The following is a 23,520-nucleotide window of genomic DNA, read 5'->3' on the forward strand; positions in this document are numbered from 1 at the left end:
TCAGGCCGCCTTTCGGGTGGCAGCGCGGTCGATGTACTGACGGATCAGCGCGATGGCGACGATGACGATGAGGAGGAGGACCGATGCGGCGGAGGCCGCGCCCAAGCGGTTGTCGGTGAAGCCGACGTTCGTGACGAGTCCGAGTGCGACCTGGGTCGAGATGCCGGGGCCGCCGGACGTCATCAGGTAGACCTGGTCGAAGATCTTCAGGGACGCGATGATCTGCAGCAGGATCACGAGCGTCGTGGTGCGGTTCAGCAGCGGCAGCGTGATGAAGCGGATCTGCTGCCAGGGCGTCGCCCCGTCGATGGCCGCGGCTTCGTACAACTCACGCGGGATCTCCTGGAGTCCGGCGAGGTAGAGCACGAAGTTGAAGCCGAGAGTCCACCAGACGGTGGCGATCGCGATGCCGATCATCGCGGTGTTGGGGTCCGCCAGCACGCCGGTCGCGCCGGTGATACCGAACCAGCCCTGCGCGGTCGCCCACAGGCCCGTGCCCGGCGTGAAGATGAACAGCCAGATCAGCGAGATGGTCGCCGACGGGAGGATGTACGGCAGGAAGAACGCGAGGCGGAAGAACCACTGCCCGTGCCGAACCCGGTTGGTGAGGATCGCGAAGACGAAGGCGATGATCACGAGCGGGGGCACCGTGTACAGCGTGAACTGGAGCGTGTGCCACATCGCGCTCCAGAAGTCGGCGCGCGAGAGCATCTCGGCGTAGTTCGCGAAGCCGGCGAACGAGCCCAGGCCCGTCCGCACTGTCGAGGTGTTGAAGAAGCTGGAGATGACCATCCAGACGGCCGGTCCGAGGAGGAAGGCCAGATAGAAGAGTCCGAAGGGAGCGATGAAGAGCCAGGCTCCCCGGCTCTCGCCGCGGGTGCGGCGGGATCCCGTGGTGCCGCGACTCGATGGCGATGTCGGGGCGGGGCGGATGAGGGCAGGTGCGGCGGTCACGTCGTTGTACCTCCAGGGGTCAGCGGTCGAGAGCAGGTCAGAGGGGGCTGGGGGTGTTGGTGTAGATCGCGAGCTGATCCTTGATGGCCTTCAAGGCGCCCTCGGGCGACAGCGACAGCTGCTGGACGAGTGCGAGCTGCGCGCCCACGGTGACCTCGAAGGTCGATCCTGATCCGCCGTACCAGGCCGGGTCGTCGTAGACGGCGTAGTCGGCCGCGGACGAGTAGTCGGCTTGAGGCTCGAGCGCCTTGTAGTCGGCGCTCTCGAGGGTCGGAAGGTACGCGGGAACGTGGCCGCCCATCGCCCAGGTCTGGCCTTGGTCGAGCATCGACTTGATGAAGCCCATCGCCTGCAGGCGCTGCTCCGGGGTGCGGTCCTTGCGAGGCAGAACGAAGGTGTGCGAGTCGGCCTGCACGGCCGGCCTGTCGAACAGTTGCGGAACCGGCACCATCCCGAAGGTGAGGCCCTCGATCGACTCCGCCGTGGTGATCTCCCACTCCCCCTGGAGGAAGATGCCGGACTGTCCCGTGAACATCGCCGTCTGCGCACCGGCGTAGTCGAGGCCCGTGTTCAGCCAGCCCTTGTTCACCCAGTCCTGGATCTTCGTGGTCACCTGGATGAAGGCGTCCTCGTCGACCGAGATCGTCGCTCCGTTGTCGGAGAGGAACGGCGTCACGCCGTCGATCTGGTTGTAGAGCGTCCAGAACACACGCCAGGGAGTCGCGGTCTCATTGACGTTTCCGAAGGTGATCGCCGTGCCGCCGGTGACCCCGGCGATCGCGTCGAGCGCGGATTCGAACGTCTCGAGGCCGGTGAGGTCCTTCAGCTTCCCGTCCGGATCGAGCAGCCCCGCCTGGCCGCAGACGTCGGAGTTGAAGAACATCACGAGCGGGTGGGTGTCGAGCGGGATCGCGATGTTCTTGCCGTCCGTCTTCTGGGCGTCCCAGGAGGCCGGGTTGAAGTCGGTGGAGGACATGCCGACCGAGGCGAGGTCCTCTTCGGTGATCGGGTCGAGGATTCCGCCGTCGTACAGCGGCTTCGCCCGCGTGAGGTGCGCGACCGCGACGTCCGGCGGCTTGTTGCCCACGGTGGCGAGCGTCAGTTTGGAGTAGTACGGGTTGCCCCACGCGAAGACGGTGGCCTGGAGCGAGCCGGGACCGCCGTTCGCGTCCGCGTAGCCCGCCTGCATCTCCTGCATCCGGGTGCCGTCGCCGCCGCCGAAGAGGCTCCAGAAGATGAGCTGCTCGGGGTTGAGCGGGCTGCCGAAGAGCCCGGCTCCGATCGGACTGCTCGCGCAGCCGGCGAGAGCGAGAGAGCTCGCCGCGGCGAGAGAACCGCCCAGAAATGCCCGTCGGGTGAATGGTGACACCATGTCGACCTCCTCGTCGTGTGGCAGCGCCCGTGACAGAACTGTGTTCGACGGCCCGCGAGCGAGTCGGTCGTAGCGCTTGATCAGCAGCGTTACATCGTTGTAACGGGGAGTCAAGGATTTCTTGCGAGTCGCCTCGCAGAATCAGTCCGCGGCGGCTCGAGCCGTCGCGGTGGACGCCCGCGCGATGATCTCGTGCGGGATGAAGATCTGGCGCGGTGGGAGGGACCGGTCGGCGATCCGCTCCGCGAGCATCGACAGCGCGGCCTCAGCGAAGGCTCGCTTGTCGAAGGACACCGTGGTCAGCGGAGGGGACGCGAAGCGGCCGCCGCGCACGTCGTCGAAGCCGGCGACGGCGATCTGCTCCGGCACCCGGATGTGCCGCGCGAACAGGATGCTCAGAACTCCCACCGCCATGGAGTCGGTGAAGCAGAAGACGGCATCCATCTCGACTCCCGCGTCGAGCGCGCGGGCGAACGCTTCCCCGGCCACGCTCGGAACCCAGTCCACCGTCATGATCTCGAGGGCCGGGTCGTTCGGCACACCCGCAGCCGCCAGGGCCTCGCGGTAGCCCTGCGTCCGCGCTCGCGCTGACGCCCGATCGGAGCCGGGGCCGTCCGTTCCGACGACGGCGATACGCCGATGGCCGCGCGCGAGGAGGTGCTCGGTCATCTCCCGAGCGGCGGCGACGCTGTCGACGGCCACCCTGTCGACGAGATCCTGCTCCACCTCACCGATCACGACGATCGGGGGCAGCTCGGCGGCACCGACGATGGCGCTCAGTTTCAGGCTGACCGGGTTGAGGATGAGGCCGTCGATGAGGTGCTCGCGCGCGCGCGAGAGCAGTTCACCTTCGCGGTCGGGTCGCCTGCCGGTCTGCTCCATCTGGATCGACCACCCGCGCTCATGGGCGGCCTCGACGAAATTGTCGAGCATGGCGGCGGAGTACTCGGTGGTCAGGTCGGGGAAGGCGAGGGCGACCGCACCGGAGCGGCCGTTGCGCAGACCGCGCGCGCTGAGGTTGGGCACGTAGTGCAGGTCGGCGATGGCGGCCTCGACGCGCTCCCGGGTGCCGGGCCTCACGAACACGACGCCGTTGATGACGTTCGAGACGGTCTTCGGGCTCACCCCGGCACGAGTGGCGACATCCCGGACGGTTGCGCGCATGCGGCCCAGATTAGCGCGGCGCTCGGCCCGGGCGCCGCGGCGGAAGGTGCATCCTCGTCGGACTCGGCTCGGCGGGTGCGGAGGAGGAGGCAGAGCTGAGCACGCTCGCGCGGCCGGTGTCGGTGGGGGTCGTGATCCGTTCGTCTGCTCGGCTCGGTAGCGGGACGGTTCCGCGTACTCGTCGGCGCCCCAGATCCCGGGACAGGTCAGACGGGATCGTGCCCGCACTCCGCACAGACCTGCACACCCGCACGGGTGCCCGCAGACCGCACATCGCGCGTCAGACCGCCGGCGCCTCCACGCGCTGGCCGACGACGGCCGACACTCCGTCCTGCCGCATCGAGACGCCGTAGAGGGCGTCCGCGATCTCCATCGTGCGCTTCTGGTGCGTGATCACGATCAGCTGGCTCGAGGTCCGCAGGTCCTGGAAGATGCTCAGCAGGCGTCCCAGGTTGGCGTCGTCGAGGGCCGCCTCGACCTCGTCCATGATGTAGAACGGGCTCGGCCGCGACTTGAAGATCGCGACCATGAAGGCGACCGCGGCGAGCGAGCGCTCGCCTCCCGAGAGCAGCGAGAGCCGCTCGATCTTCTTACCCGCCGGGCGCACCGCGACCTCGATGCCGGTCGTCAGCAGGTTGGCGGGGTCGGTGAGGCGGATGCTGCCGGTGCCGCCCGGGAAGAGCACCGGGAACACGTCGGCGAACGCGGCCTGGGTGTCGTCGAACGCCGAGGCGAAGACCGTCTGCATGGTCTCGTCGAGCTCCTCGATGATCGTCATCAGGTCTCGGCGGGTGTTGGTCAGGTCGGTCAGCTGCTCGGTGAGGAACACGTGGCGCTGCTCGAGCGCGGCGAACTCCTCGAGGGCGAGCGGGTTCACGCGGCCGAGCTGGCCGAGCTGCTTCTCGGCCCGGTCGAGGCGCCGGCGCTGCTCGTCGCGGACGAACGGGCGGTCGGGGGCGTCGTCGTCGGTCTCGTCCGGCACGCCGACCTCCGGTCCGTACTCGGCGACGAGCACGTCCTCGACGAGCCCGAGCTCGGATCCCGCGCGCTCGAGCAGACCGGACAGCTGCAGCCGCTTCTCGTAGATCTGCAGCTCGAGCCCGTGCACGCTCTCGGTCACCGACTGCAGGCGGTCGCGGAGCACCGCCTCCTCGCGCCGGAGCACCTGGAGCTCGGCGTTCTGCTGCGAGCGGGCGGCCTCGGCCTGCACCAGCTCGGCGCGCGCCTGCTGCACCGAGCGGTCGACGGAGGCGAGCACCGCGGGGATCGCGCCGACGACATCGGCCGCGGCGTCGTGCTGACGCCTCCGGATCACCGCGCGGCGGGCGGCCTCGTCGGCGGCGGCGCGGTCGGCCGCGAGCTGACGGGCGAGGGCCTCGCCGCGGGACTGCTCGGCGCGGACGCGCTCCTTCGCCGTCTCCACTCCGAGCCGCGCCTCGATCTCGCGCTCGCGGGCCGCATCCACCTCGCCCTGCAGACCGTCCCGGCCGCTGACGTCGAGGATCGGCCGGGGCCGCGAGCGTGCGACGTCGAGCTCGCTCTTGGCCCTGTGCGCCGCCTGCTCGGCATCGCCGACCCGCTCGGAGGCGATCGTCAGCGCCTTCTCACCGCGGCCGTGCTCGGCGACGGAGGCCTCGAGCTGCGCGCGCACCCGGCCGAGTCGCTCGGTGTGGGCGGCCCGGGCGGCGTCGTGCTCGCGGAGAGCCGCGAGGGCGAGCCGGGACTGCTCCTTCGCTGCCTTCAGCGCGCCGGTCTGCTCGGCGAGCTCGAAGCGGAGGCGGTCGATGCTCCCCTCGATCTCGTCGAGGCGGCTCGCGGCGGAGTCGCGCTCGGAGACGAGCTCGAGGCGGCTCCGCTGCCCGCCGGCGCCGCCGCTGAGGACGACGTCCGAGACGGCCGCTCCGTCGCGGGTGACCACGGTGACGGGGTGCTCGCCTCCCGAGAACGCCGGCCACAGCCTCCGTGCCGCGGCGAGGTCGTCGACGACCACGATCTGCTCGAGGAGCGCGAGGACTCCCGCGGGACCGGAGACGAGGTCGCCCGCGCGCACCGCCCCCTCGGGGACGTCGAGAGCGAGCGGGGGCCGTGCCGCGTCGGCGACCAGCAGCTCGACCCGGCCGAGCTCACGGCGGACCGCCTCGTCGAGCGCCGCCTCCGCGTGCTCGAGGGTGTCGGCGAGCACGGCGTCGGCGGCGACCCCCAGCGCGGCGGCGATCGCGGCCTCGTAGCCGGGGCGCACCTGGATCCGCTCGGCGACCCGGCCGCTGATGCCGTCGAGGCGCGTCGCGATCAGCTCGGCCGAGCCGTCGCTCACATCGAGGGCGAGCGAGAGGGCGCTGGTGCGGGCGGCGAGCCCGTCGCGCTCGCGCTCGAGCGCGTGCAGATCCTCGCGGAGGCGCTCGATCTCGCCCTCCGCCTCGAACACCGAGGACTGCGCGAGCTCGTAGCCCTCATCGAGGGTGCCGTCGGTGCCCCCGCCCGCCTCGCCGATCTCGTCCTCGAGCGCATCGAGCTGGCGCTGGGCGGCCTCGCGCCGCTGCACGGCGGAGTCGAGGGTGTTCTGCGCGCGGAGGACCTCGCCCCGCACCGCCGCGAGCCGCGACGCCGCGGTGTCGGCCTGGCCGGTGAGCTTCGAGATCTCGAGATCGTGGCGGGAGACCAGGGCCGACTGCGCGGCGATCTCGTCGTCGACCGCGTCGAGGGCGCGGCGGGCCGCGAGGGTCGCCTGCTGCGCCGCGGCCCAGCCGGCCTCGGCGTCGATCACGCCCTGCCGAAGGCGCTCCAGCTCGTCCCGCGCCTCCTCGATCAGCTGCGGAGTGACGCGCGGCTGCGCCTGCGGCTGCTCCGACTCGAGCTCGAGCAGCGCGAGACGCTGCCCGGCGAGCGCCGACAGATTGCGCAGCCGCTCCTGCACCGACTCGAGCTCGAAGGTCGTGCGGCGGGCGTCGTCGACCGCATCGCCGACCATCTCGGACTCGATGCGCGCCATCCGCAGCGTCGACTGCTCGAGCTTCTCCTGCAGCACGATCCGCTCGCTGTGCCGCTCGCTCTCGGAGCGGGCGAAGCCGTCGAGGGCGGTGCGGAGGGTCACCACGTCGTCGGCGAGCAGGCGCGCGCGGGCGTCGCGCACGACCGCGGCGATGGTCTGGGCCTGGCGGGCCACCTCCGCCTGGCGGCCGAGCGGCTTGAGCTGGCGCCGGATCTCTCCGGCGAGGTCGGAGAGGCGAGTGAGGTTGGCCTGCATCGCGTCGAGCTTGCGGAGGGTCTTCTCCTTGCGGCGGCGGTGCTTGAGGATCCCCGCGGCCTCCTCGATGAAGCCGCGGCGCTCCTCCGGAGTCGCGTGCAGGACCGCGTCGAGCTGTCCCTGGCCGACGATCACGTGCATCTCGCGCCCGAGACCGGAGTCGCTCAGCAGCTCCTGCACATCGAGCAGACGGCAGGAGCGGCCGTTGATCGCGTACTCGCTGCCGCCGTTGCGGAAGAGCGTGCGGGTGATGGTCACCTCGGTGTACTCGATCGGCAGCGCGCCGTCGGTGTTGTCGATGGTGAGCGCGACCTCGGCGCGACCGAGGGGGCCGCGGGTGGAGGTGCCCGCGAAGATGACGTCCTCCATCTTGCCGCCGCGGAGGGTCTTGGCGCCCTGCTCCCCCATCACCCAGGCGAGCGCGTCGACGACGTTGCTCTTGCCCGAGCCGTTGGGGCCGACGACGCACGTCACGCCGGGCTCGAAGGCGAACGTGGTCGGCTGAGCGAAGGACTTGAACCCCTTGAGGGTCAGGCTCTTCAGATACACCCGTGCCCGCCTCGCTCCCGGTCGAAAACACCCCTACGGTACTCGACGGGCGCCGCTGGGCCGGGAGGCTGGTGCGCCGACCCGCCCGGGACGGCGCGGCGCGAGGTCGGGCGCTGGTCGCCTCCGGACCGACGCGGGCGCAGAAGGCGCCGACGGAGCCTCCGCCAGGGGGCGGAGCAGGAGCCCCGCTGCGGTGACGAGGGCGATGTCGACGACGGCGATCAGGACCGCCCTCCACCACCCGCCCCTGTCCCAGAAGCCGCGCCGGCCGCGGGTCGCGGGTCGGTCGTGCTCTGTCGTCTGCGTCATGGGGAGCTCCTCGCCGTCGTGCGGTTCGAGAGCGGTGCGACCGCTGCGCGGAGGACGGGACTGTCGCCGGAGGCGAGTGCCGGTCGTCGGGAGCAGGACCTGTGGCCGGAGGGAGAGGACCGGTCCTGGGGCGACCTGCCGCCCGTCAGGAGAAGAATCGATCGGCGCGGGCGGTGTAGAGCAGCAGCAGACCGATGAGGGCCAGCACTCCCGTGATCACCGCACCGACGACGGCGTCGGGCGAGGACGAGAGGAGCGCCTGCAGGATCGCGCTCACCAGGGAGAGCGACAGCGAGATCGTCACCAGGACCCGCGCGGCGTTGCTGCCGCCGAACAGGCCGAAGCTCACGAGAAGCGTGACCGCACCGACGACGATCATCAGCCAGATCGCCGGACGGGAGACGCCCGACGGAGCGAGGACGCCGGCGAGGACCAGGGTCCCGAGTCCGACCTGGGTCACGCCGGCCAGCCAGGCGAGCACGGCGACCACCGTCACGCTGGCGGGGCGTCCCGGCGATTTCATGCGTTCCCCGGTCCGGTCGGCGACCCTGCCGGAAGCGGGCAGCGTGTGCTCATCGGTCGCTCGGGGACCCGGGGAGCGCTACTTGTCGAGCTCTGCGAGGAGGTCGCCGAGACCGAGGCCGCCGACGTTCTGCGCTTCGAACTCGAGCGATGTGCCCGTCGTCGTGTCCTTCAGCTCGATGACCCGGACCGTGCCGCTGTGGCGGCGGGAGACCTCGAGGTCGCTCCGATCGATGTGCGCCACCGGGTGCAGGTTCTTCCACCCGCCGACCAGACCTGTGGAGGTGCGGCCGAGAACGTAGAGCCTGGTCGCCGAGACGGCGAGGACGATCGACGGGTAGCTGCCCTTCGACGCGCTCGCGGCCCGCTGAGCGATCATCCCGCCGGCGACTCCCCACGCCGCGTGATCGCCTCCCCCCAGGCCGACGCCCACCGCTGCTCCCAGCACGCTGGAGCGGGTCGACCCCCGGGGCATCACCACCGCGACGTCGAGGATCTCGTCGTCCGGGATGACCGACTGCGCGCCCTCGCGTGCGTGCTCTTCTCGTGACATCGTCCGCCTCCTTCCCTGCCGCGTCGGTAGGGACGACAACGGCGAACCCTAGGACGACCGTAGACAGATTCAAGACAGATCCGAACGTCATCTCCCGACACCACGGCCCCCTTCTGCGGCACGTCGGAATGCGCCTGTGCTCGAATCGGGCCCTCTGGACCCGATCTGTCGCTCCGCAGGATCTCAGCGACGTCGCCGAGCAGCTGGGGCGGTTCAGCGACGAGATGACCCTCGCTGTCGATCGCGCCTTCGGAAGCGACTGGGCCGACAATGAGGAGATCCTCGCGCTCGTGACCATCGCGACGTCGGACGGAGTGTCCTCCGGGGCCGTCGCCGAGGCCAGCGGGTGGGGACGTCGAGCGGTCTCACGGCTGGTCGCGCGCCTCGAGAGGGACGGCCTCGTCGAGACGGGTCCCTCGGCGGCGGACGGACGGGTCGTCGTGATCGCGTGCACCGAGGAAGGCGCACGCAGAGCCGAGCATCTCCGCGGTGCCCGAGGACCGACGAGCCGTCGTCCTCGTCGCCACCGCCGACGGGCACGACGTCGCCGCTCTCGTCGCCTCCGCGATCCGCTGCCAGGCGGACAGCCTCTCCGCGGCGCTCCTGGAGATCGCGATGGGGGATTCGCGCGCCAGCGGGCGAGACTCCCGCAGGGCGGGGTGAGCGCGGCGACGACGGCGAGGGGAACCGGACCGCTCCAGTCGCGATCGATGCCTCCGGCCTCCGCCACGAGCAGCACGACTCCGATGACCGCTTGGGCCGCCGCCTCCAGGAGGATCAGCGCTGCTGATGATCGAGACGGCGCGGGGCGATCTGCTGTCTTGGGCCGTCCGTTCGCGGGGGCCGCGATCCGGTCGCGGCGTCGAGGATGTCCGGAGTGCACGTGGAGCCGGCAGGGGCGCCGAGAGGAGCTCCGCCGATCCGGGTGGTGCCCGGATCGTGACCGAGAGCCCGGGCGTGCGATCGGCCGGGCTCTGTCGCTCCGGCGCTCGTGGATGGTTCGATGGGCCGGGCAGCTCGCACAGCCCGCACTGCCGTCGCCGCTCGAGAGGTCGCCGTGGCCGCCACTGTTCTCATCGTCCTCCTGGCGGTGCTCTCCGCGCTCGCCGTGGGTGCCGTCAGCCGTCGCGTCCTCGGTGCGCCGGTCGGGTGGCCGCGGAGCGTGGTCGTCGGCCTGCTGGTCTTCGCGACCGGTCTCCCCTTCGGAGTCTGGGTCAGCGAGCAGACAGGGATCGTGTCGGCCGGCCGCGCGACGGACGCCACTTCGGCGTGGGTCGCGATCCTGACCGTCGTGGTGGCGGTCGCGTGGATCTTCGCCCTCGGCGTCGGCGCCCTGGTCGCCCTGGAGCTCTTCTGGCCCACCGCCTCCCTCCGCAATCCGATCGAGGTCGTTCGCGGCGCAATCCGGCGACGCCGGCGCACGAAGCGCTACCTCCAGATCCTCGCGATCGCCTCGCGGCACGGCCTCGGCTGGATCTTCCACGACCGGTCGAGCACGGGGCCGAGTGCGACCACGGCCCAGCAGCGTGCGAGAGCGATCGTCGACGCCATCAACGCCTCGGGGGTGACGTTCGTGAAGCTCGGGCAGGTGCTCTCGACGCGCCGCGACCTGATCCCCGAGCCCTACCTCGGCGCGCTCGCGTCTCTGCAGTCGGGCGCGACGACGCTGCCCTGGGAGACGATCCGATCGGAGATCGCGGACGAGCTCGGCCGCCCGATAGAGGAGGTGTTCGCCTCCATCGACGAGACGCCCCTGGCCGCGGCATCCGTCGCTCAGGTTCACACGGCCCGGCTGCTCGACGGACGGGACGTCGTGATCAAGGTGCAGCGGCCGACCGCCCGAGCGCAGGTCGAGGCCGATGTCGACATCGTCCTCCGTCTCGCCGAGAGCGCCGAGCTCCACACGCGGCAGGGCCGCGAGCTGCGGGCCGTCTCCGTGGCCCGGGGCTTCACGAGCACCCTGCTCGATGAGCTCGACTACGGCGTCGAACTCCGCAACACCGAGATGATCCGCGCCACTCTCGCCGCCGTCGCCCAGCACTCGGACGTCGAGGACGTGCGGATCTCGGTGCCCGAGGTCCACCCGGAGGCGAGCGGGCGGCGGATGATCACCATGGACCGCGTCGACGGTCTTCCGCTCAGCCGCGCCGCAGGCCGTCTCGCACAGCTCCCGGAACCCCGGAGAGAGGCTCTCGCGCTCGGCCTCATGAACGTCGTCCTCGAGCAGATCCTCGTGCACGGCGTCTTCCACGCTGATCTGCATCCCGGCAATGTGATCCTCCGGGAGGACGGCACGCTGGGCCTGATCGACTTCGGAGCGGTCGGAGTCGTCGAGCGGAGTCAGCGCGAGTACCTCGCCGCTCTGCTGCTCGCGGCGGCGAGCGAGGACGACATCGCCGCGACGGACGCCCTGCTGCTGATCGTGGACGTGCCGGACGGGGCCGACCTCGACGGGTTCCGCCACGACATCGGGCAGGTGCTGACACGGGCGCGGTACCAGAGCGGCGAGCACGACTCGATCTTCACGATGATGCTCGACGTCATCCGGCAGCATCGGATCGCGCTTCCCTCGACGCTGAGCTCCGCCTTCCGCAGCTTCGCGACGCTCGAGGGCTGCCTCCACGTGCTCGTCCCGGACTTCGATCTGATGGAGCGGGCGCTCGAGCGGGTGCCGACGCTGGTGAAGCGGATGCTGAGCCTCAAGCGGATCGCCGCGTCGGCTCAGGCGCAGGCCGCCGTCGGGGCCGCGTACGCACGACGGATCCCCCGACGGATCGAGAGGCTGTCCGAGCATCTCGAGCGAGGGACTCTCGGGGTGCGGCTGCGCACCTTCGCCGAGGAGGGGGACCGGGGATTCGTCGGCGGACTGGTGGCCGAGGTGGTCGGTGTGCTGATCTCCCTGACCGCGGTCGTCCTGGCGATCGTCCTGGTCGTCAGCGACTCCGGCCCGCTGCTCGCACCGAACCTGCGCCTGTTCGACCTGGGCGGTGCGTTCGTCGGGCTGCTCGGGTTCCTCGGAGTCCTGCGGATCCTGCGGCGCCTCCAGCGGGCGCCCTGAGCGCGCCTGCCCGAGACGACCCCGAGCGAGGGAGGACGCCGGTCCAGCGCACGCGCCGGAACCCGTGCGGGAGTGCACACTGGGGAGGTGACCCGCCTCTCCGTCCGCGCCCTCCCGATCCCCGAGCGCCCGGGCGCCGCGGGCTGGGACGACTTCGTCGCGCTGACCGCGATCGGCAACGCGGTCGAGGCGGAGGGCACGGGCACCGACGATCTCGGCTACTCCCCCGAGACGAACCTCGGGGAGTGGCGGCAGCAGGAGTTCTCGCCCCAGCGCGCCTACCTCGCCGAGGTGGAGGGCCGCGCCGTCGGCAGCGGCGAACTGCACTGGAGCGCCGAGGCGCAGGACGACGCCGCGTGGCTCTCGATCGCGGTGCTCCCCGAGCAGCGGCGACGCGGCGTCGGGACGGCGCTGCTCGATCGGCTGAGCGCGGACGCGGCCGACCTCGGCCGCCGCGTGCTGCAGACCTGGACCTCGCACCGCGCGGACGCGGCGGGCGACCGGCGGGAGCCGCTGTCCGGAGCGGGCTCGGTCCCCTCCGCCGACCCCGGCGCGCGCTGGCTGATCGCACGTCGCTGGAGTCTCGAGCAGGTCGAGCGGGTCAGCGTCGCGCGGCTGCCTCTCGAGGCGTTCGAGGACCGCCTCCGAGCGGCTCTCGGGCACAGCGCCGGGTACGACGTGCTGCACTGGCGCGGCCGGACTCCCCCGGAGTGGATCGACGACCTGCTGCTGCTCCGGACCGCGATGAGCACGCAGGCGCCGTCGGCCGGGCTCTCGGTGCCGGAGGAGACCTGGACCCGCGAGCGCCTCGCAGCCCACGAGCGCGGTGCCGAGGCGGGAGGACGTGTCGAACTCGCCTCCGCTGTCCTGCACCGCGGCAGCGGCAGGCTCGTCGGCTACTGCACGATCGATCTGCTCCCGGGCCGCCCCGCGCTGTGGGGCGACACGCTCGTGCTGCCCGAGCACCGCGGGCACCGCCTGGGCATGCTGCTGAAGCTCGACGCCCTCGGGCAGCTGACCGCGACGGGCTGCCGCGCCGTCTACACCTGGAACGCCGAGGAGAACCGACCGATGCTCGCTGTGAACGAGGCCGTGGGCTTCACCGCCGTCGCCGTCGAGGGCCAGTGGAAGACGGTGCTCGCATGAGCCTGACCGACAGCGACCGGGAGCGCTTCGCCCGCCAGATCAGGCTGTTCGGCGAGCAGGGCCAGCTGCGGCTGGCGAACGCGCGCGTGCTGGTGCTGGGCGCGGGAGGCATCGGCTCGCCGGTGATCACGGCGCTCGCCGCGGCGGGCATCGGCCGCCTGGGCATCGTCGACTCCGACGTCGTCGAGCCGTCCAACCTGTCGCGGCAGACCGCGCACGACAGCGGCTCGGTGGGCCGCTCGAAGGCGGAGTCGGCCGCCGCGACCGCGCGGCGGCTCTCGCCGGGGATCGACGCGCGCGCCTACTCCGTCGCCTTCACCTCGGCGAACGCCGACGAGCTCGTCGAGGGCTGGGACGTCGTCGTCGACGGCTTCGACACCTTCGGGTCGCGCTACCTCGCGTCGGACGCGACGACCCGCGCGGGGATCCCGCACGTGTGGGGGTCGGCGCTCGGCTTCGACGGGCAGCTCTCGACGTTCTGGGTCGCGGCGCCGGGCGGAGGCGTCACTCTGCGCGCCCTGCACCCGGGAGCGGAGGACTCGGCCGACAGCTGCGCCACGGTCGGCGTGCTCGGGACGCTGTGCGCGACGATCGGCTCGGCGATGGCGAGCGAGGTGGTCAAGCTGGTGACCGGGGTCGGCACGCCGCTGTTCGGCCGGGTGCTGGTGCACGACGCGCTCGACGGATCGTGGACGGAGCTGCCGCTCGTGCGCGCGGTGCCGGTCGTGCCTCCACGGGTCGTGGGCGCGGGGTCGGTGACGGCCGCGGAGCTGCGGGCCCGGCTGGCGGGGGCGGTGCCGCCGACGGTGGTCGACCTGCGCGAGGACGCGGAGGACCGGTCGGTGACGGTGCCCGGTGCGGTGCGGATGCCGATGTCGCGGTTCGACCCGGGGACGCTGCCCGCGGGGCCGCTGGTGCTGTACTGCGCGTCGGGGGTGCGCTCGCGGGCGGCGGCGGAGCGCGCAGCGGCGGCGGGAGTCGCGGCGGACTCGCTGGTGGGCGGCGCGGCGGCCTGGGGCTGAACGGCCGTGCGGTCTGCAGGAGCTGATCGCACCGACGCCTGCAGACCGCACGCGCACTCGAACGAGCGCGCGCCTCAGCCGCCCGCGAACGGAGGCAGCACGTCGACAGTCGCGTCCGCCTCAAGCGGAGTCGCCCGATCCGTCGTCGACACGCCGCCCACGAGGTACGTGCACCGCTCCAGCACCGCGGCGGCCGACGGCGCGGAGGCGACCAGCCGCGCCTCCAGCGCACCCAGGTCGCGCACGTCGTCGAACTCGTCGCCGGCGCGCCCCAGAGCGGCCTTCGCCGCGGCGAAGTAGCGGACCCGCACGCTCATCCGCCGATCGCGCTCATCGTGCGCTCGGGCTGCACGAAGCCCACCCGGTTCATCTCGTGGCCCGCCGGCTTAGCCCACATCGCGCCGCGCCAGAGCTGCGCGACCTCGTGGTCGTCGGCGCCCGCACGCATCGGGCTCAGCAGGTCGGTCTCCTCGTTCGAGAAGAGGCAGCTGCGCACACCGCCCTCGGCGGTGAGCCGGGTGCGCCGGCAGTCGCCGCAGAACGGCTCGGTCACGGAGGCGATGATGCCCACCTGCCCGAGGACCGGCCCCTCGAGGACGCCCGCCTCGTGCACGTCGAACAGCTCGGCCGGCGCTCCGTCGCGCGGAGCCGCGTGCGGGGTGAGGGTGAAGCGCTCGGAGAGCAGCGCGCGGATGCCCTCGGCGGTGATCATCGTGTCGCGATCCCAGCCGTGATCGGCGTCGAGGGCCATCTGCTCGATGAAGCGGAGCTGGTGGCCTCCGGCGAGCGCCCAGGCGAGCAGCTCCGGAGCCTCGTGGTCGTTGATCCCGGGGAGCAGCACGGCGTTGATCTTCGTCTGCGCGAGCCCCGCGGGGCCGAGGGCGTCGATGCCGGCGAGCACCCGATCGAGGAACGGGCGCCGGGTGACCTTGGCGAAGGTCTCGGCGCAGATCGAGTCGAGCGACACGTTGACCCGGTCGAGCCCGGCCGCGGCGAGCGCCTCCGCCCGGCCGGAGAGGCCGATCGCGTTCGTGGTCAGCGAGATCTCGGGGCGGGGCTCGATCGCGGCGACGTCGCGGATGATGTCGACGAGGTCCTTCCGCAGCAGCGGCTCGCCGCCCGTGAAGCGGATCTGGCGCACGCCGAACTGCTCGACGGCGATGCGCGCGAGACGCACGATCTCCTCGCGGGTCAGCAGCGACGCCGGCGCGAGGAACGGCAGGCCCTCGGCGGGCATGCAGTAGGTGCAGCGCAGATTGCACTTGTCGGTCAGCGAGATGCGCAGGTCGTCGGCGACCCGGCCGTAGGTGTCGAGGAGCAGCGGAGTCGCAGGGCGATCGGCGGGGAGCTCGGATCCGCGCTGCCGGGGCCGGATGCCGGGAATCCCGAGTGCTGTGCTCATCCGGACAGACTACGCGCCGGATCTGCGCGCGACCCGGCAGGATGGACTCCGGCCCCGACCACCACCGGGGCGAGCGCCGGAGAGGACGCGATGACCTCGATCGACATGCACGCCGCCCGGGTGCGCGCGCTGCTGGCCCCCCTCGCCGAGCGCGGCGCCCGCGAGCCGCTGACGCTGGATCCCGCCTCCGTCGCCGCCGACCCGGGCGCCTACGACCGCCGGGTGCTCGCCCGCTCGGTCAGCGCCCCGCTCGATCTGCCGCGCTTCGACAACTCGCAGATGGACGGCTACGCCGTGCGCGCCGCCGATCTCGACGCGGCCACCGCCGACAGCCCGGTCGTGCTGCCGGTCGTGGCGCCGATCCCGGCGGGCGATCGCGCGCCCCGCCTCGAGCCCGGCACCGCCGCTCCGATCATGACGGGCTCGCCGCTGCCCGTCGGCGCCGACGCCGTCGTGCCGATCGAGCGGGTCGATCCGCCGCGGTTCCCCGGGACCGGCTCCGGCGACGCGCGGGTCGCCTTCTCGGCGCCGGTCGTCGCCTCGACCTACGTCCGCACCCGCGGCAGCGACGCCCGGAGCGGCGATCTCGCACTGCCCGCCGGGACGACCCTCCGCGCCGCGCACTACGGGCTGCTCGCCTCCCTCGGCCTCAACGAGGTCGAGGTCCTCCCCCGGCTCCGCGTCCTCGTCGTGCCGACCGGGCACGAGATCCGCCCCGCGGGCGCGCTGCTCGAGGACGCGCAGATCTACGACGCGAACGGCTCCCTGCTCGCCGAGGCCGTGCGCGAGGCGGGGGCCCTGCCGATCGTCGTGCCGTGCGGCAGCGACCGGGCCGAGGACCTCCTGGAGCTCCTCCGGGAGCACGCGGCGGAGGCGGACCTCGCGATCACGGTCGGCGGAGTCAGCGCCGGCGCCTACGAGGTCGTCCGCGACGCGCTCGGGCCGGCCGGGTCGGAGTTCGGCCACGTCGCGATGCAGCCCGGCGGGCCGCAGGGCCTGGGCCTCGTGAAGGTGTCCGACGACGCGCATCTCGCGATCGTCTCGCTGCCCGGCAATCCGGTGAGCGCGCTGGTGTCGTTCGAGGTGTTCCTCCGCCCGGTGCTGCGCTCGCTCGCCGGACGGCTGCCGGCCGAGCGCCCCCGGCTGCGGGCGCGGCTCGGCGCCCCGCTCGACTCGCCCGCGCACCTGCACCAGATCAGACGCGGGGTCCTCGACGACGAGGGCCTCGTGCACGCGGTCGGAGGCCCGAGCTCGCACCTGCTCGCGTCCTACGCGCGCTCGAACGTGCTCATCCACGTCCCCGTCGGGACGGAACGCGCAGCGACCGGCGACACGGTCGAGATCTGGAGGATCGATGACTGAGGGAACCAGCCTCACCCACGTCCGCGGCGACGGCGCCGTGCACATGGTCGATGTCGGAGGCAAGGAGGTGACCGCCCGCACCGCGGTCGCCGAGGGGTTCGTCGTGACGACCGCCGAGGTCGTGCGGCTGCTCGCGCAGGGCGAGCTGCCCAAGGGCGAGGCGCTGGGAGTGGCCCGGATCGCCGGGATCATGGGCGCGAAGGCGACCTCGACGCTGATCCCGCTGTGCCACCCGCTCGTGCTCGACGGGGTCGACATCGATCTCGAGCCGAGCGGCGACCGGGTGCGGATCGAGGCGCGGGTGCGCACGAGCGGCCGCACCGGAGTCGAGATGGAGGCGCTCACGGCCGTCACCGTCGCGGCGCTGACCGTCTACGACATGCTCAAGGCCGTCGACCGCGGCGCCGTCATCACCGACGTCCGCGTGCTCGCCAAGGCCGGCGGCCGCAGCGGCTCGTGGAGCGCGGCGTGACCCGGCGCGCGGTCGCGGTGGTCGCCTCCACCCGCGCCGCCTCGGGGGTCTACGAGGACCGCACCGGGCCGGCGCTGCTCGCCTGGTTCGAGAGCCGGGGCTGGGCGGGACGCGTGGTCGTCGTCGCCGACGGCGACGCGGTCGGCGAGGCGATCTCGGACGCGATCGGCGCCGGAGTCGACATCGTCGTCACGACCGGAGGGACGGGGGTCGCCCCGAGCGACGTCACCCCCGAGCAGACGGCGCCGCTGATCGAGCGCGAGCTGCCCGGCCTCGCCGAGGCGATCCGCGCCAGAGGGGCGGGGCACGTGCCGACGGCGATCCTCAGCCGCGGCAGGGCGGGAGTCTCGGGCTCGAGCGTGATCGTCAACCTCCCCGGCTCCCCCGGCGGGGTCCGCGACGGCATCGGCGTGCTCGACCCGGTCATCGGCCACCTTCTCGACCAGCTCGGAGGCGGCGATCATGTCCGCTGAGTCCGTCGCGCTCGCCCGCATCGCCCACGAGGCCGTCACGGTCGACGAGTGCGAGCACGCCGTCGACTCGCCCGCCCACGGCGCGGTCGTCACCTTCGCCGGGGTCGTCCGCGACCACGACGAGGGGCGCGGCGTGCTCCGCCTGCACTACGAGGCGCACCCGGAGGCGCCCGCCGCGCTGCTCGCGTCGGCCCAGCGGATCGCGGAGCGCTTCCCCGCGGTGCGGATCGCGGCGGTGCACCGGGTCGGCGACCTCGTCGTGGGCGACCTGGCGCTGGCGTGCGCGGTCGCCTCTGCGCACCGCGCGGCGGCCTTCGAGGCGTGCGCGGCGCTGGTCGACGACATCAAGGCGTCGGTCCCGATCTGGAAGGAGCAGTCGTTCGTCGACGGCAGCTCGGAGTGGGTGGCGTCGCTCGGCTGAGCGCGGGCGGGGGAACCCGCTCTCGTCGAGGCCGCCCGCTCCTCCCGGCCGCCTCGATGGGCGCGGCTTCCCTGGACTGGCGGATCCGCCAGGGGGTGCGCCGGGCCGGGCTCCCGGCGACAGGCCCGGGTAACACGGGTGTCACACGTCTGAGGTTGACTGGAGGGGTCCGCATCCCGCGGGCTCCGGCGAGAGGTGCGGCATGGACCTGAACACCATCCAGCGCGTCCGCGTCGTGCACGAGCGCGCCGACCTGGCGGCGATGGGGCCGCGCACCGCGGTGATCGGAGGCGGCTCCTGGGTCTTCTCCCTCCCGCACGACCACCTCGAGGAGCTCCTCGACCTGCAGGGCTTCGGCTGGGAGCCGATCCGCGGCACTCCCGCAGGCCTCTCGATCGCCGCGACCTGCACCTTCACCGAGCTCGCGGCGATGCCCGACCGCGGCCCGCTGTTCTTCCAGTGCTGCACAGCCCTGCTCGGCTCGTTCAAGATCTGGAACGTCGCGACGGTCGGCGGCAACATCGCCAACGCGCTCCCCGCCGGCCCCATGATCGGCCTGGCCGCCGCCCTCGACGCCGAGGCGCTGATCTGGCGGGCCGACGGCTCCGACGACCTCGTCCCGGTCGCCGAGCTCGTGATCGGCAACATGACGACGACGCTGGGCCACGGCGACGTGATCCGCTCGATCGAGTTCCCCGCGCACGCTCTGGAGGCGCGCACCGCGTTCCGCAAGATCGCCCTGTCGCCGCTCGGCCGCTCCGGCGCCGTGGTGATCGGCCGGGTCGACGCGGACGGCGGCTTCGTGCTCTGCGTGACCGGCGCGACGATCAGGCCCGAGGTCCTGCGGTTCGCCGCGGTCCCCTCCGCCGGCGAGCTGGCCGAGGGAGTCGACGCGATCGCGACCTGGTTCACCGATCCGCACGGCGCCGCCGACTGGCGGCACGCCGTCGTGCTCGTGCTGGCCGAGGAGATCCGCCGGGAGCTCGGAGGGAGCGCCGCATGAGGTTCACCGTCAACGGCGAGGCGGTCGACGCGACACCGCGCCCCGGTCAGGTGCTGCGCACCCTGCTGCGCGACCACGATCACTTCGAGGTCAAGAAGGGCTGCGACGCGGGCGACTGCGGCGCCTGCTCGGTGCTCGTCGACGGCACGCCCTTCCACTCCTGCCTCTACCCCGCGCACCGCCTCGAGGGCCGCGAGGTGACGACGGCCTCGGGTCTCGGCACCGCGGAGGAGCCGAGCGCCGTGCAGCAGGCCTTCGTCGACTCCGGCGCGTTCCAGTGCGGATTCTGCACGGCGGGCATGGTGGTGACGGCCACAGCGATCGAGGGCGCGCGCCCCGAGGACGTCCCGCGGCTGATGAAGGGCAACCTCTGCCGTTGCACCGGCTACCGCGCGATCCACGAGGCGGTGACCGGCGGGCACTCGTGCGGAGGCTCGTGCGAGCACCCGAGCGGCCTGTCCCCCGTCCGCCGCACCGGACGCCCGACCGCCGACGAGTCCCGGGTCGGCCGCTCGCTCGGCGCCCCCGCCGGCCGCCGGATCGTCTCGGGCCGTGAGCCCTACACGCTCGACGTCGCGGTGCCCGGGCTCCTGCACCTGAAGGTGCTGCCGAGCCCGCACGCGCACGCGCGCATCGTGTCGATGGACACCCGCGCGGCCGCCGCGATGCCGGGCGTCGTCGCCGTGCTCACCGCCTCCGACGTGCCGGATCTGCTCTACTCGACGGCCCGTCACGAGTCGCGGCTCGACGACCCCGACGACACGCGGATGCTCGACACCGTCGTGCGGTTCCGCGGGCAGCGGGTCGCCGTCGTGGTCGCCGAGTCGGTCGCCCGGGCCGAGATCGCCTGCCGCGCGATCGAGGTCGAGTACGAGGTGCTGCCGGCCGTCTTCGACCCGGAGGAGGCGCGCTCGCCCGGCGCACCCCTCCTGCACGGCGAGAAGGACCCGATCGCGTCGCGGATCGCGGACCCGGGCTCGAACGTCGTCGCCGAGCTGCACGGCGAGTACGGCGATGTCGCGCAGGGGCTGGCCGAGGCCGACGTGGTCGTCGAGGGACGGTTCCGGACCTCGCGGGTCGCGCACACGGCGCTCGAGACCCACGGCACGGTCGGCTGGCTCGAGGGGGACCAGCTCGTGCTGCGGACCTCGACCCAGGTGCCGTTCCTCGTCCGCGACGAGATCGCCCGGATCTTCGACCGCTCGCCCGACAGCGTCCGCGTGTTCACCGCGCGGGTCGGCGGCGGCTTCGGCGGCAAGCAGGAGATCCTCACGGAGGACGTGGTCGCGCTCGCCGTGCTGGCGACGGGGCGTCCCGTGCAGTACGAGTTCACCCGCACCGACGAGTTCACGATGGCCCCGTGCCGGCACCCGATGCGCGTCGACGTGACGCTCGGCGCCCGCCGCGACGGGACGCTGACGGCGATGACGGTCGACGTCCTCTCGGACACCGGCGCCTACGGCAACCACGGGCCCGGAGTGATGTTCCACGGCACGTCGGAGTCGGTCGCGACCTACAACGCGCCGAACAAGCGCGTCGACGCGCAGGCGGTGTACACGAACAACCTCCCCTCCGGCGCGTTCCGCGGCTACGGACTCGGGCAGGTGATCTTCGGCATCGAGTCGGCGATGGACCAGCTCGCCCGCGAGCTCGGCATCGACCCGTTCGAGCTGCGCCGGATCAACGCGGTGCGCCCCGGCGACCCGCTCGTCGTGACGCACGTCGAGGGCGACGACATCGGCTTCGCCTCCTACGGACTCGACCAGTGCCTCGACCTCACGGAGGCGGCGCTCGCGCGCGGCCGGGCCGACGCGGGCCCCGAGGGGCCCGACTGGCGGATCGGCGAGGGCATGGCGGTCGCGATGATCGCCACGATCCCTCCGCGCGGCCACTTCTCGGAGGCGACCGTCGAGGTCGACGCCGAGGGCGTGCTCACGATCGGGGTCGGCACCTCCGAGTTCGGCAACGGGACGACGACCGTGCACACCCAGCTCGTCGCGAGCGCGTTCGGCGCCTCGGCCGACCGGGTGCGCATCCGGCAGTCCGACACCGCGGCCGCGCGCTACGACACCGGCGCGTTCGGGAGCGCGGGGACGGTCGTCGCCGGCAAGGCGGTCTACGCCGCGGCCGTGCGGCTGCTCGCCGACCTGCGCTCGCTCGCGAAGCGGCTCACCGGGGTCGAGGGCGGCGAGTTCGAGCCCGACGACGAGGGGCTGCTCGCGCCGGACGGCACGCGGGTGACCTTCGGCGATCTCGCGCTCGCGGCCGGCGGACCGGTCAGCGCGACGGGGACGGAGGACGGCGCTCAGCGCTCGCTCGCGTTCAACGTCCAGGGCTTCCGCGTCGCCGTCCGCGAGTCGACCGGCGAGGTCCGCATCCTGCAGTCGGTGCAGGCCGCGGATGCGGGCTTCGTCATCAACCCGGAGCAGTGCCGGGGGCAGGTCGAGGGCGGAGTCGCCCAGGCGATCGGCTCGGCGCTCTACGAGGAGGTGATCCTCGACGGCGCGGGCACGGTCACCACGGCGATCCTCCGGAACTACCACATCCCGCAGATGGCGGACGTGCCGACGACGGAGGTGCTCTTCGCCGACACGGCCGACGAGCTCGGCCCGTTCGGCGCGAAGTCGATGAGCGAGGCGCCCTACAACCCGGTCGCCCCGGCGCTGGCGAACGCCGTCCGCGACGCGATCGGCGTGCGCCCGCACGAGCTGCCGCTGTCGCGCGACCGGGTGTGGCGCCTCCTGCACCCCGACGCCGCCCCCGTCCGCTCCGTCTCGGCGGAGGCGCCCCCGGGCTGAGCCGGGTGGCCGGGGTCCGCTCCGCTCCTCTCTCGAGGGAGGTGGATCTCGATACGCCCGCTGCGCGGGCTACTCCATCAACGGGCCGGCGACGTGCCTGCCAGGACTCGTCATGCCTCCTGCCTGCTGGTCGAGTAGCCGCCGCAGGCGGCGTATCGAGACCCCACCACCGCCAGTAGGACAGCCCGGCCGATCGCTCAGACCCGGGAGGCCAGCTCCGCGCTCGCGCGGGCCACCTCGCGGGCGATCGCGTCCTCGTCCGCGTGGACGAGCCGCCCCTCCGTCACGGCAGGCCGCCCATTGACCAGCAGCAGCGTCAGCGGGGGCTGCGACCCGAGCGCGAGCGCTGCGACCGGATCCGCGATCCCCGCGTGCTCGATCCCGTCGACCCGCCAGAGCGCGAGGTCGGCCAGCTTGCCGACCTCGATCGAGCCGATCTCGTCCTGCCGGCCGAGCACCCGCGCGCCTCCGATCGTCGCGACCGACAGCGCCTGCCGGGCGCTCATCCGGTCGGCGCCGGCGCGCAGCCGGTTCATCAGGACCGCCTCGCGGATCTCGATGCCGAGCTGACCCGACTCGTTCGACGCCGCACCGTCGACACCGAGCCCCACCGGCGCCCCGGCCGCCAGCAGCTGCGGGATCGGCGCGATCCCCGCCGCGAGCCGGCCGTTCGACGACGGGCAGTGCGCGACTCCGGTGCCCGTGGCCGCGAACTTCGCGATCGCGTCGTCGTCGAGGTGCACGCAGTGCGCCATCCAGACGTCGTCACCGAGCCAGCCGAGCGACTCGAGGTAGTCGGTGGGCGACATCCCGAACGCCTCCCGGGTGTAGGCGTCCTCCTCGATCGTCTCGGAGCCGTGGGTGTGCAGCCGGACGCCGAGCTGCCGGGCGAGCACCGCCGACTCGCGGAGCAGATCCGGAGTGACCGAGAACGGCGAGCACGGCGCGATCGCGACGCGCACCATCGAGTCGAAGGAGGCGTCGTGGTAGCGCTCGACGGCCGCGCCGCTCGCCTCCAGCGCCGCCGCGGTCGTCTCGACGGCGAAGTCCGGCGGCAGTCCGCCCTGCGACTCGCCGAGGTCCATCGAGCCGCGGGTGGCGTGCAGCCGGAGCCCGAGGGTCGAGGCCGCGTCGACGATCCCGCCGACGATGTCGCCGGATCCGCGAGGGAACACGTAGTGGTGGTCGCCGACGGTCGTGCACCCGGAGCGCGCGAGCACGCCCATCGCGCCGAGGGCCGCCGAGCGGGTGAGGTCGGCGTCGATCCGCGACCACGCGGGGTACAGCGCGACGAGCCAGTCGAAGAGGATCGAGTCCTGCGCCCAGCCCCTGGTGAGCCACTGGTAGAGGTGGTGGTGCGTGTTGACGAGGCCCGGGGTGAGCAGGTGTCCGCGTCCGTCGACGCGCGTGATCGTCACCGGCTCCTGGGCCGGCAGCCCGGTGGGGGCGCGGCCCTCGAGGGCCCAGGCCGGAGGCGCCCCCGCGCCGACCGCCGTGATCAGCCGGTCGTCGACGACGACGTGTCCGCCCGCGTGCTCAGTGCCCGCCGCGTCGACCGTGGCGACGTGGGCTCCGGTGATGATGTGCCGCTGCATCCCCCGAGCATGGCACCGCCGTGTTTCCCGTCGGTTTCCGCCCGGCCCCCGATCGGCCCCCGCCGGTCTCTGCTCGGGCGCACGTACGCCGAGGCGCCGTG

The 23,520-nt window shown here is 72.9% G+C and carries 20 protein-coding genes; 10 read left to right on the plus strand and 10 right to left on the minus strand.

Going from position 1 to position 23,520, the window contains the following annotated elements:
* From GSU68_RS10065 to GSU68_RS10095, 7 genes are all read right to left on the minus strand, one after another.
* A complete protein-coding gene (locus GSU68_RS10065; protein ID WP_208544552.1) occupies positions 1-954 on the minus strand; it encodes a sugar ABC transporter permease in 954 nt (317 codons plus the stop codon).
* Between the two features lie 37 nt (positions 955-991).
* Entirely contained in the window at positions 992-2,326 is a 1,335-nt protein-coding gene (locus GSU68_RS10070; RefSeq protein WP_159907909.1) for a sugar ABC transporter substrate-binding protein, read from the minus strand.
* 141 nt (positions 2,327-2,467) lie between these two features.
* Positions 2,468-3,490 (minus strand): LacI family DNA-binding transcriptional regulator, encoded by a 1,023-nt coding sequence (locus GSU68_RS10075; RefSeq protein ID WP_159907912.1) that lies wholly within the window; start codon positions 3,488-3,490, stop codon positions 2,468-2,470.
* A 280-nt stretch (positions 3,491-3,770) separates the two neighbouring features.
* Positions 3,771-7,283 (minus strand): chromosome segregation protein SMC, encoded by a 3,513-nt coding sequence (smc, locus tag GSU68_RS10080; RefSeq protein WP_159907915.1) that lies wholly within the window; start codon positions 7,281-7,283, stop codon positions 3,771-3,773.
* 33 nt (positions 7,284-7,316) lie between these two features.
* The gene (locus GSU68_RS10085; RefSeq protein WP_159907918.1) at positions 7,317-7,592 is read right to left on the minus strand and encodes a hypothetical protein; all 276 of its coding nucleotides are present in this window, start codon (positions 7,590-7,592) and stop codon (positions 7,317-7,319) included.
* 145 nt (positions 7,593-7,737) lie between these two features.
* Positions 7,738-8,115 carry a hypothetical protein gene (locus GSU68_RS10090; RefSeq protein ID WP_159907920.1) on the minus strand — a complete coding sequence of 126 codons (378 nt, stop codon included), beginning with the start codon at positions 8,113-8,115 and terminating at the stop codon, positions 7,738-7,740.
* A 78-nt stretch (positions 8,116-8,193) separates the two neighbouring features.
* A complete protein-coding gene (locus GSU68_RS10095; protein ID WP_159907923.1) occupies positions 8,194-8,667 on the minus strand; it encodes a hypothetical protein in 474 nt (157 codons plus the stop codon).
* A 489-nt stretch (positions 8,668-9,156) separates the two neighbouring features.
* Here GSU68_RS10095 and GSU68_RS19625 point away from each other — a divergent pair, with 489 nt between their 5' ends.
* The 4 genes from GSU68_RS19625 to GSU68_RS10115 all read left to right on the plus strand — a co-directional run bounded on the left by GSU68_RS19625 (position 9,157) and on the right by GSU68_RS10115 (position 13,893).
* Positions 9,157-9,330: a hypothetical protein gene (locus tag GSU68_RS19625; RefSeq protein ID WP_167305267.1), complete on the plus strand. Its 174-nt coding sequence runs from the start codon at positions 9,157-9,159 to the stop codon at positions 9,328-9,330.
* Between the two features lie 394 nt (positions 9,331-9,724).
* On the plus strand, positions 9,725-11,725 hold the full coding sequence (locus GSU68_RS10105; RefSeq protein ID WP_159907929.1) for an AarF/UbiB family protein: 2,001 nt from the start codon (positions 9,725-9,727) through the stop codon (positions 11,723-11,725).
* A gap of 87 nt (positions 11,726-11,812) precedes the next feature.
* A complete protein-coding gene (locus GSU68_RS10110; protein ID WP_159907932.1) occupies positions 11,813-12,871 on the plus strand; it encodes a GNAT family N-acetyltransferase in 1,059 nt (352 codons plus the stop codon).
* Positions 12,868-13,893, plus strand: a complete 1,026-nt coding sequence (locus GSU68_RS10115; protein ID WP_159907935.1) for a HesA/MoeB/ThiF family protein — start codon at positions 12,868-12,870, stop codon at positions 13,891-13,893. Before GSU68_RS10110 ends, GSU68_RS10115 begins: the two co-directional genes overlap by 4 nt.
* 74 nt (positions 13,894-13,967) lie before the next feature.
* Here GSU68_RS10115 and GSU68_RS10120 read toward each other — a convergent pair whose 3' ends face one another.
* Positions 13,968-14,210 carry a MoaD/ThiS family protein gene (locus GSU68_RS10120; protein WP_159907937.1) on the minus strand — a complete coding sequence of 81 codons (243 nt, stop codon included), beginning with the start codon at positions 14,208-14,210 and terminating at the stop codon, positions 13,968-13,970.
* Positions 14,207-15,295: a GTP 3',8-cyclase MoaA gene (gene moaA, locus GSU68_RS10125; RefSeq protein ID WP_159907939.1), complete on the minus strand. Its 1,089-nt coding sequence runs from the start codon at positions 15,293-15,295 to the stop codon at positions 14,207-14,209. The genes GSU68_RS10120 and moaA overlap by 4 nt, the downstream gene beginning before the upstream one ends.
* 90 nt (positions 15,296-15,385) lie before the next feature.
* Between moaA and glp the strand changes: the two genes are divergently transcribed.
* From glp to GSU68_RS10150, 6 genes are all read left to right on the plus strand, one after another.
* Positions 15,386-16,657, plus strand: a complete 1,272-nt coding sequence (gene glp / locus GSU68_RS10130; protein WP_159907942.1) for a gephyrin-like molybdotransferase Glp — start codon at positions 15,386-15,388, stop codon at positions 16,655-16,657.
* Entirely contained in the window at positions 16,650-17,129 is a 480-nt protein-coding gene (moaC, locus tag GSU68_RS10135; RefSeq protein WP_159907944.1) for a cyclic pyranopterin monophosphate synthase MoaC, read from the plus strand. Before glp ends, moaC begins: the two co-directional genes overlap by 8 nt.
* On the plus strand, positions 17,126-17,602 hold the full coding sequence (locus GSU68_RS19630; RefSeq protein WP_167305282.1) for a MogA/MoaB family molybdenum cofactor biosynthesis protein: 477 nt from the start codon (positions 17,126-17,128) through the stop codon (positions 17,600-17,602). The genes moaC and GSU68_RS19630 overlap by 4 nt, the downstream gene beginning before the upstream one ends.
* Positions 17,592-18,023, plus strand: coding sequence for a molybdenum cofactor biosynthesis protein MoaE (locus GSU68_RS19635; protein ID WP_167305283.1), 432 nt, complete (start codon positions 17,592-17,594; stop codon positions 18,021-18,023). The genes GSU68_RS19630 and GSU68_RS19635 overlap by 11 nt, the downstream gene beginning before the upstream one ends.
* A gap of 202 nt (positions 18,024-18,225) precedes the next feature.
* Positions 18,226-19,026 carry an FAD binding domain-containing protein gene (locus tag GSU68_RS10145; protein ID WP_159907947.1) on the plus strand — a complete coding sequence of 267 codons (801 nt, stop codon included), beginning with the start codon at positions 18,226-18,228 and terminating at the stop codon, positions 19,024-19,026.
* The gene (locus tag GSU68_RS10150) at positions 19,023-21,824 is read left to right on the plus strand and encodes a molybdopterin-dependent oxidoreductase (RefSeq protein ID WP_159907950.1); all 2,802 of its coding nucleotides are present in this window, start codon (positions 19,023-19,025) and stop codon (positions 21,822-21,824) included. The genes GSU68_RS10145 and GSU68_RS10150 overlap by 4 nt, the downstream gene beginning before the upstream one ends.
* A 197-nt stretch (positions 21,825-22,021) precedes the next feature.
* On the opposite strand, the gene GSU68_RS10155 is transcribed toward GSU68_RS10150, so the two are convergent.
* Positions 22,022-23,419 (minus strand): 8-oxoguanine deaminase, encoded by a 1,398-nt coding sequence (locus GSU68_RS10155; protein ID WP_159907953.1) that lies wholly within the window; start codon positions 23,417-23,419, stop codon positions 22,022-22,024.
* Positions 23,420-23,520 lie beyond the last annotated feature (101 nt).

It is taken from the genome of Rathayibacter sp. VKM Ac-2759, from assembly GCF_009834225.1.
Taxonomy (GTDB): Bacteria; Actinomycetota; Actinomycetes; order Actinomycetales; family Microbacteriaceae; genus Rathayibacter.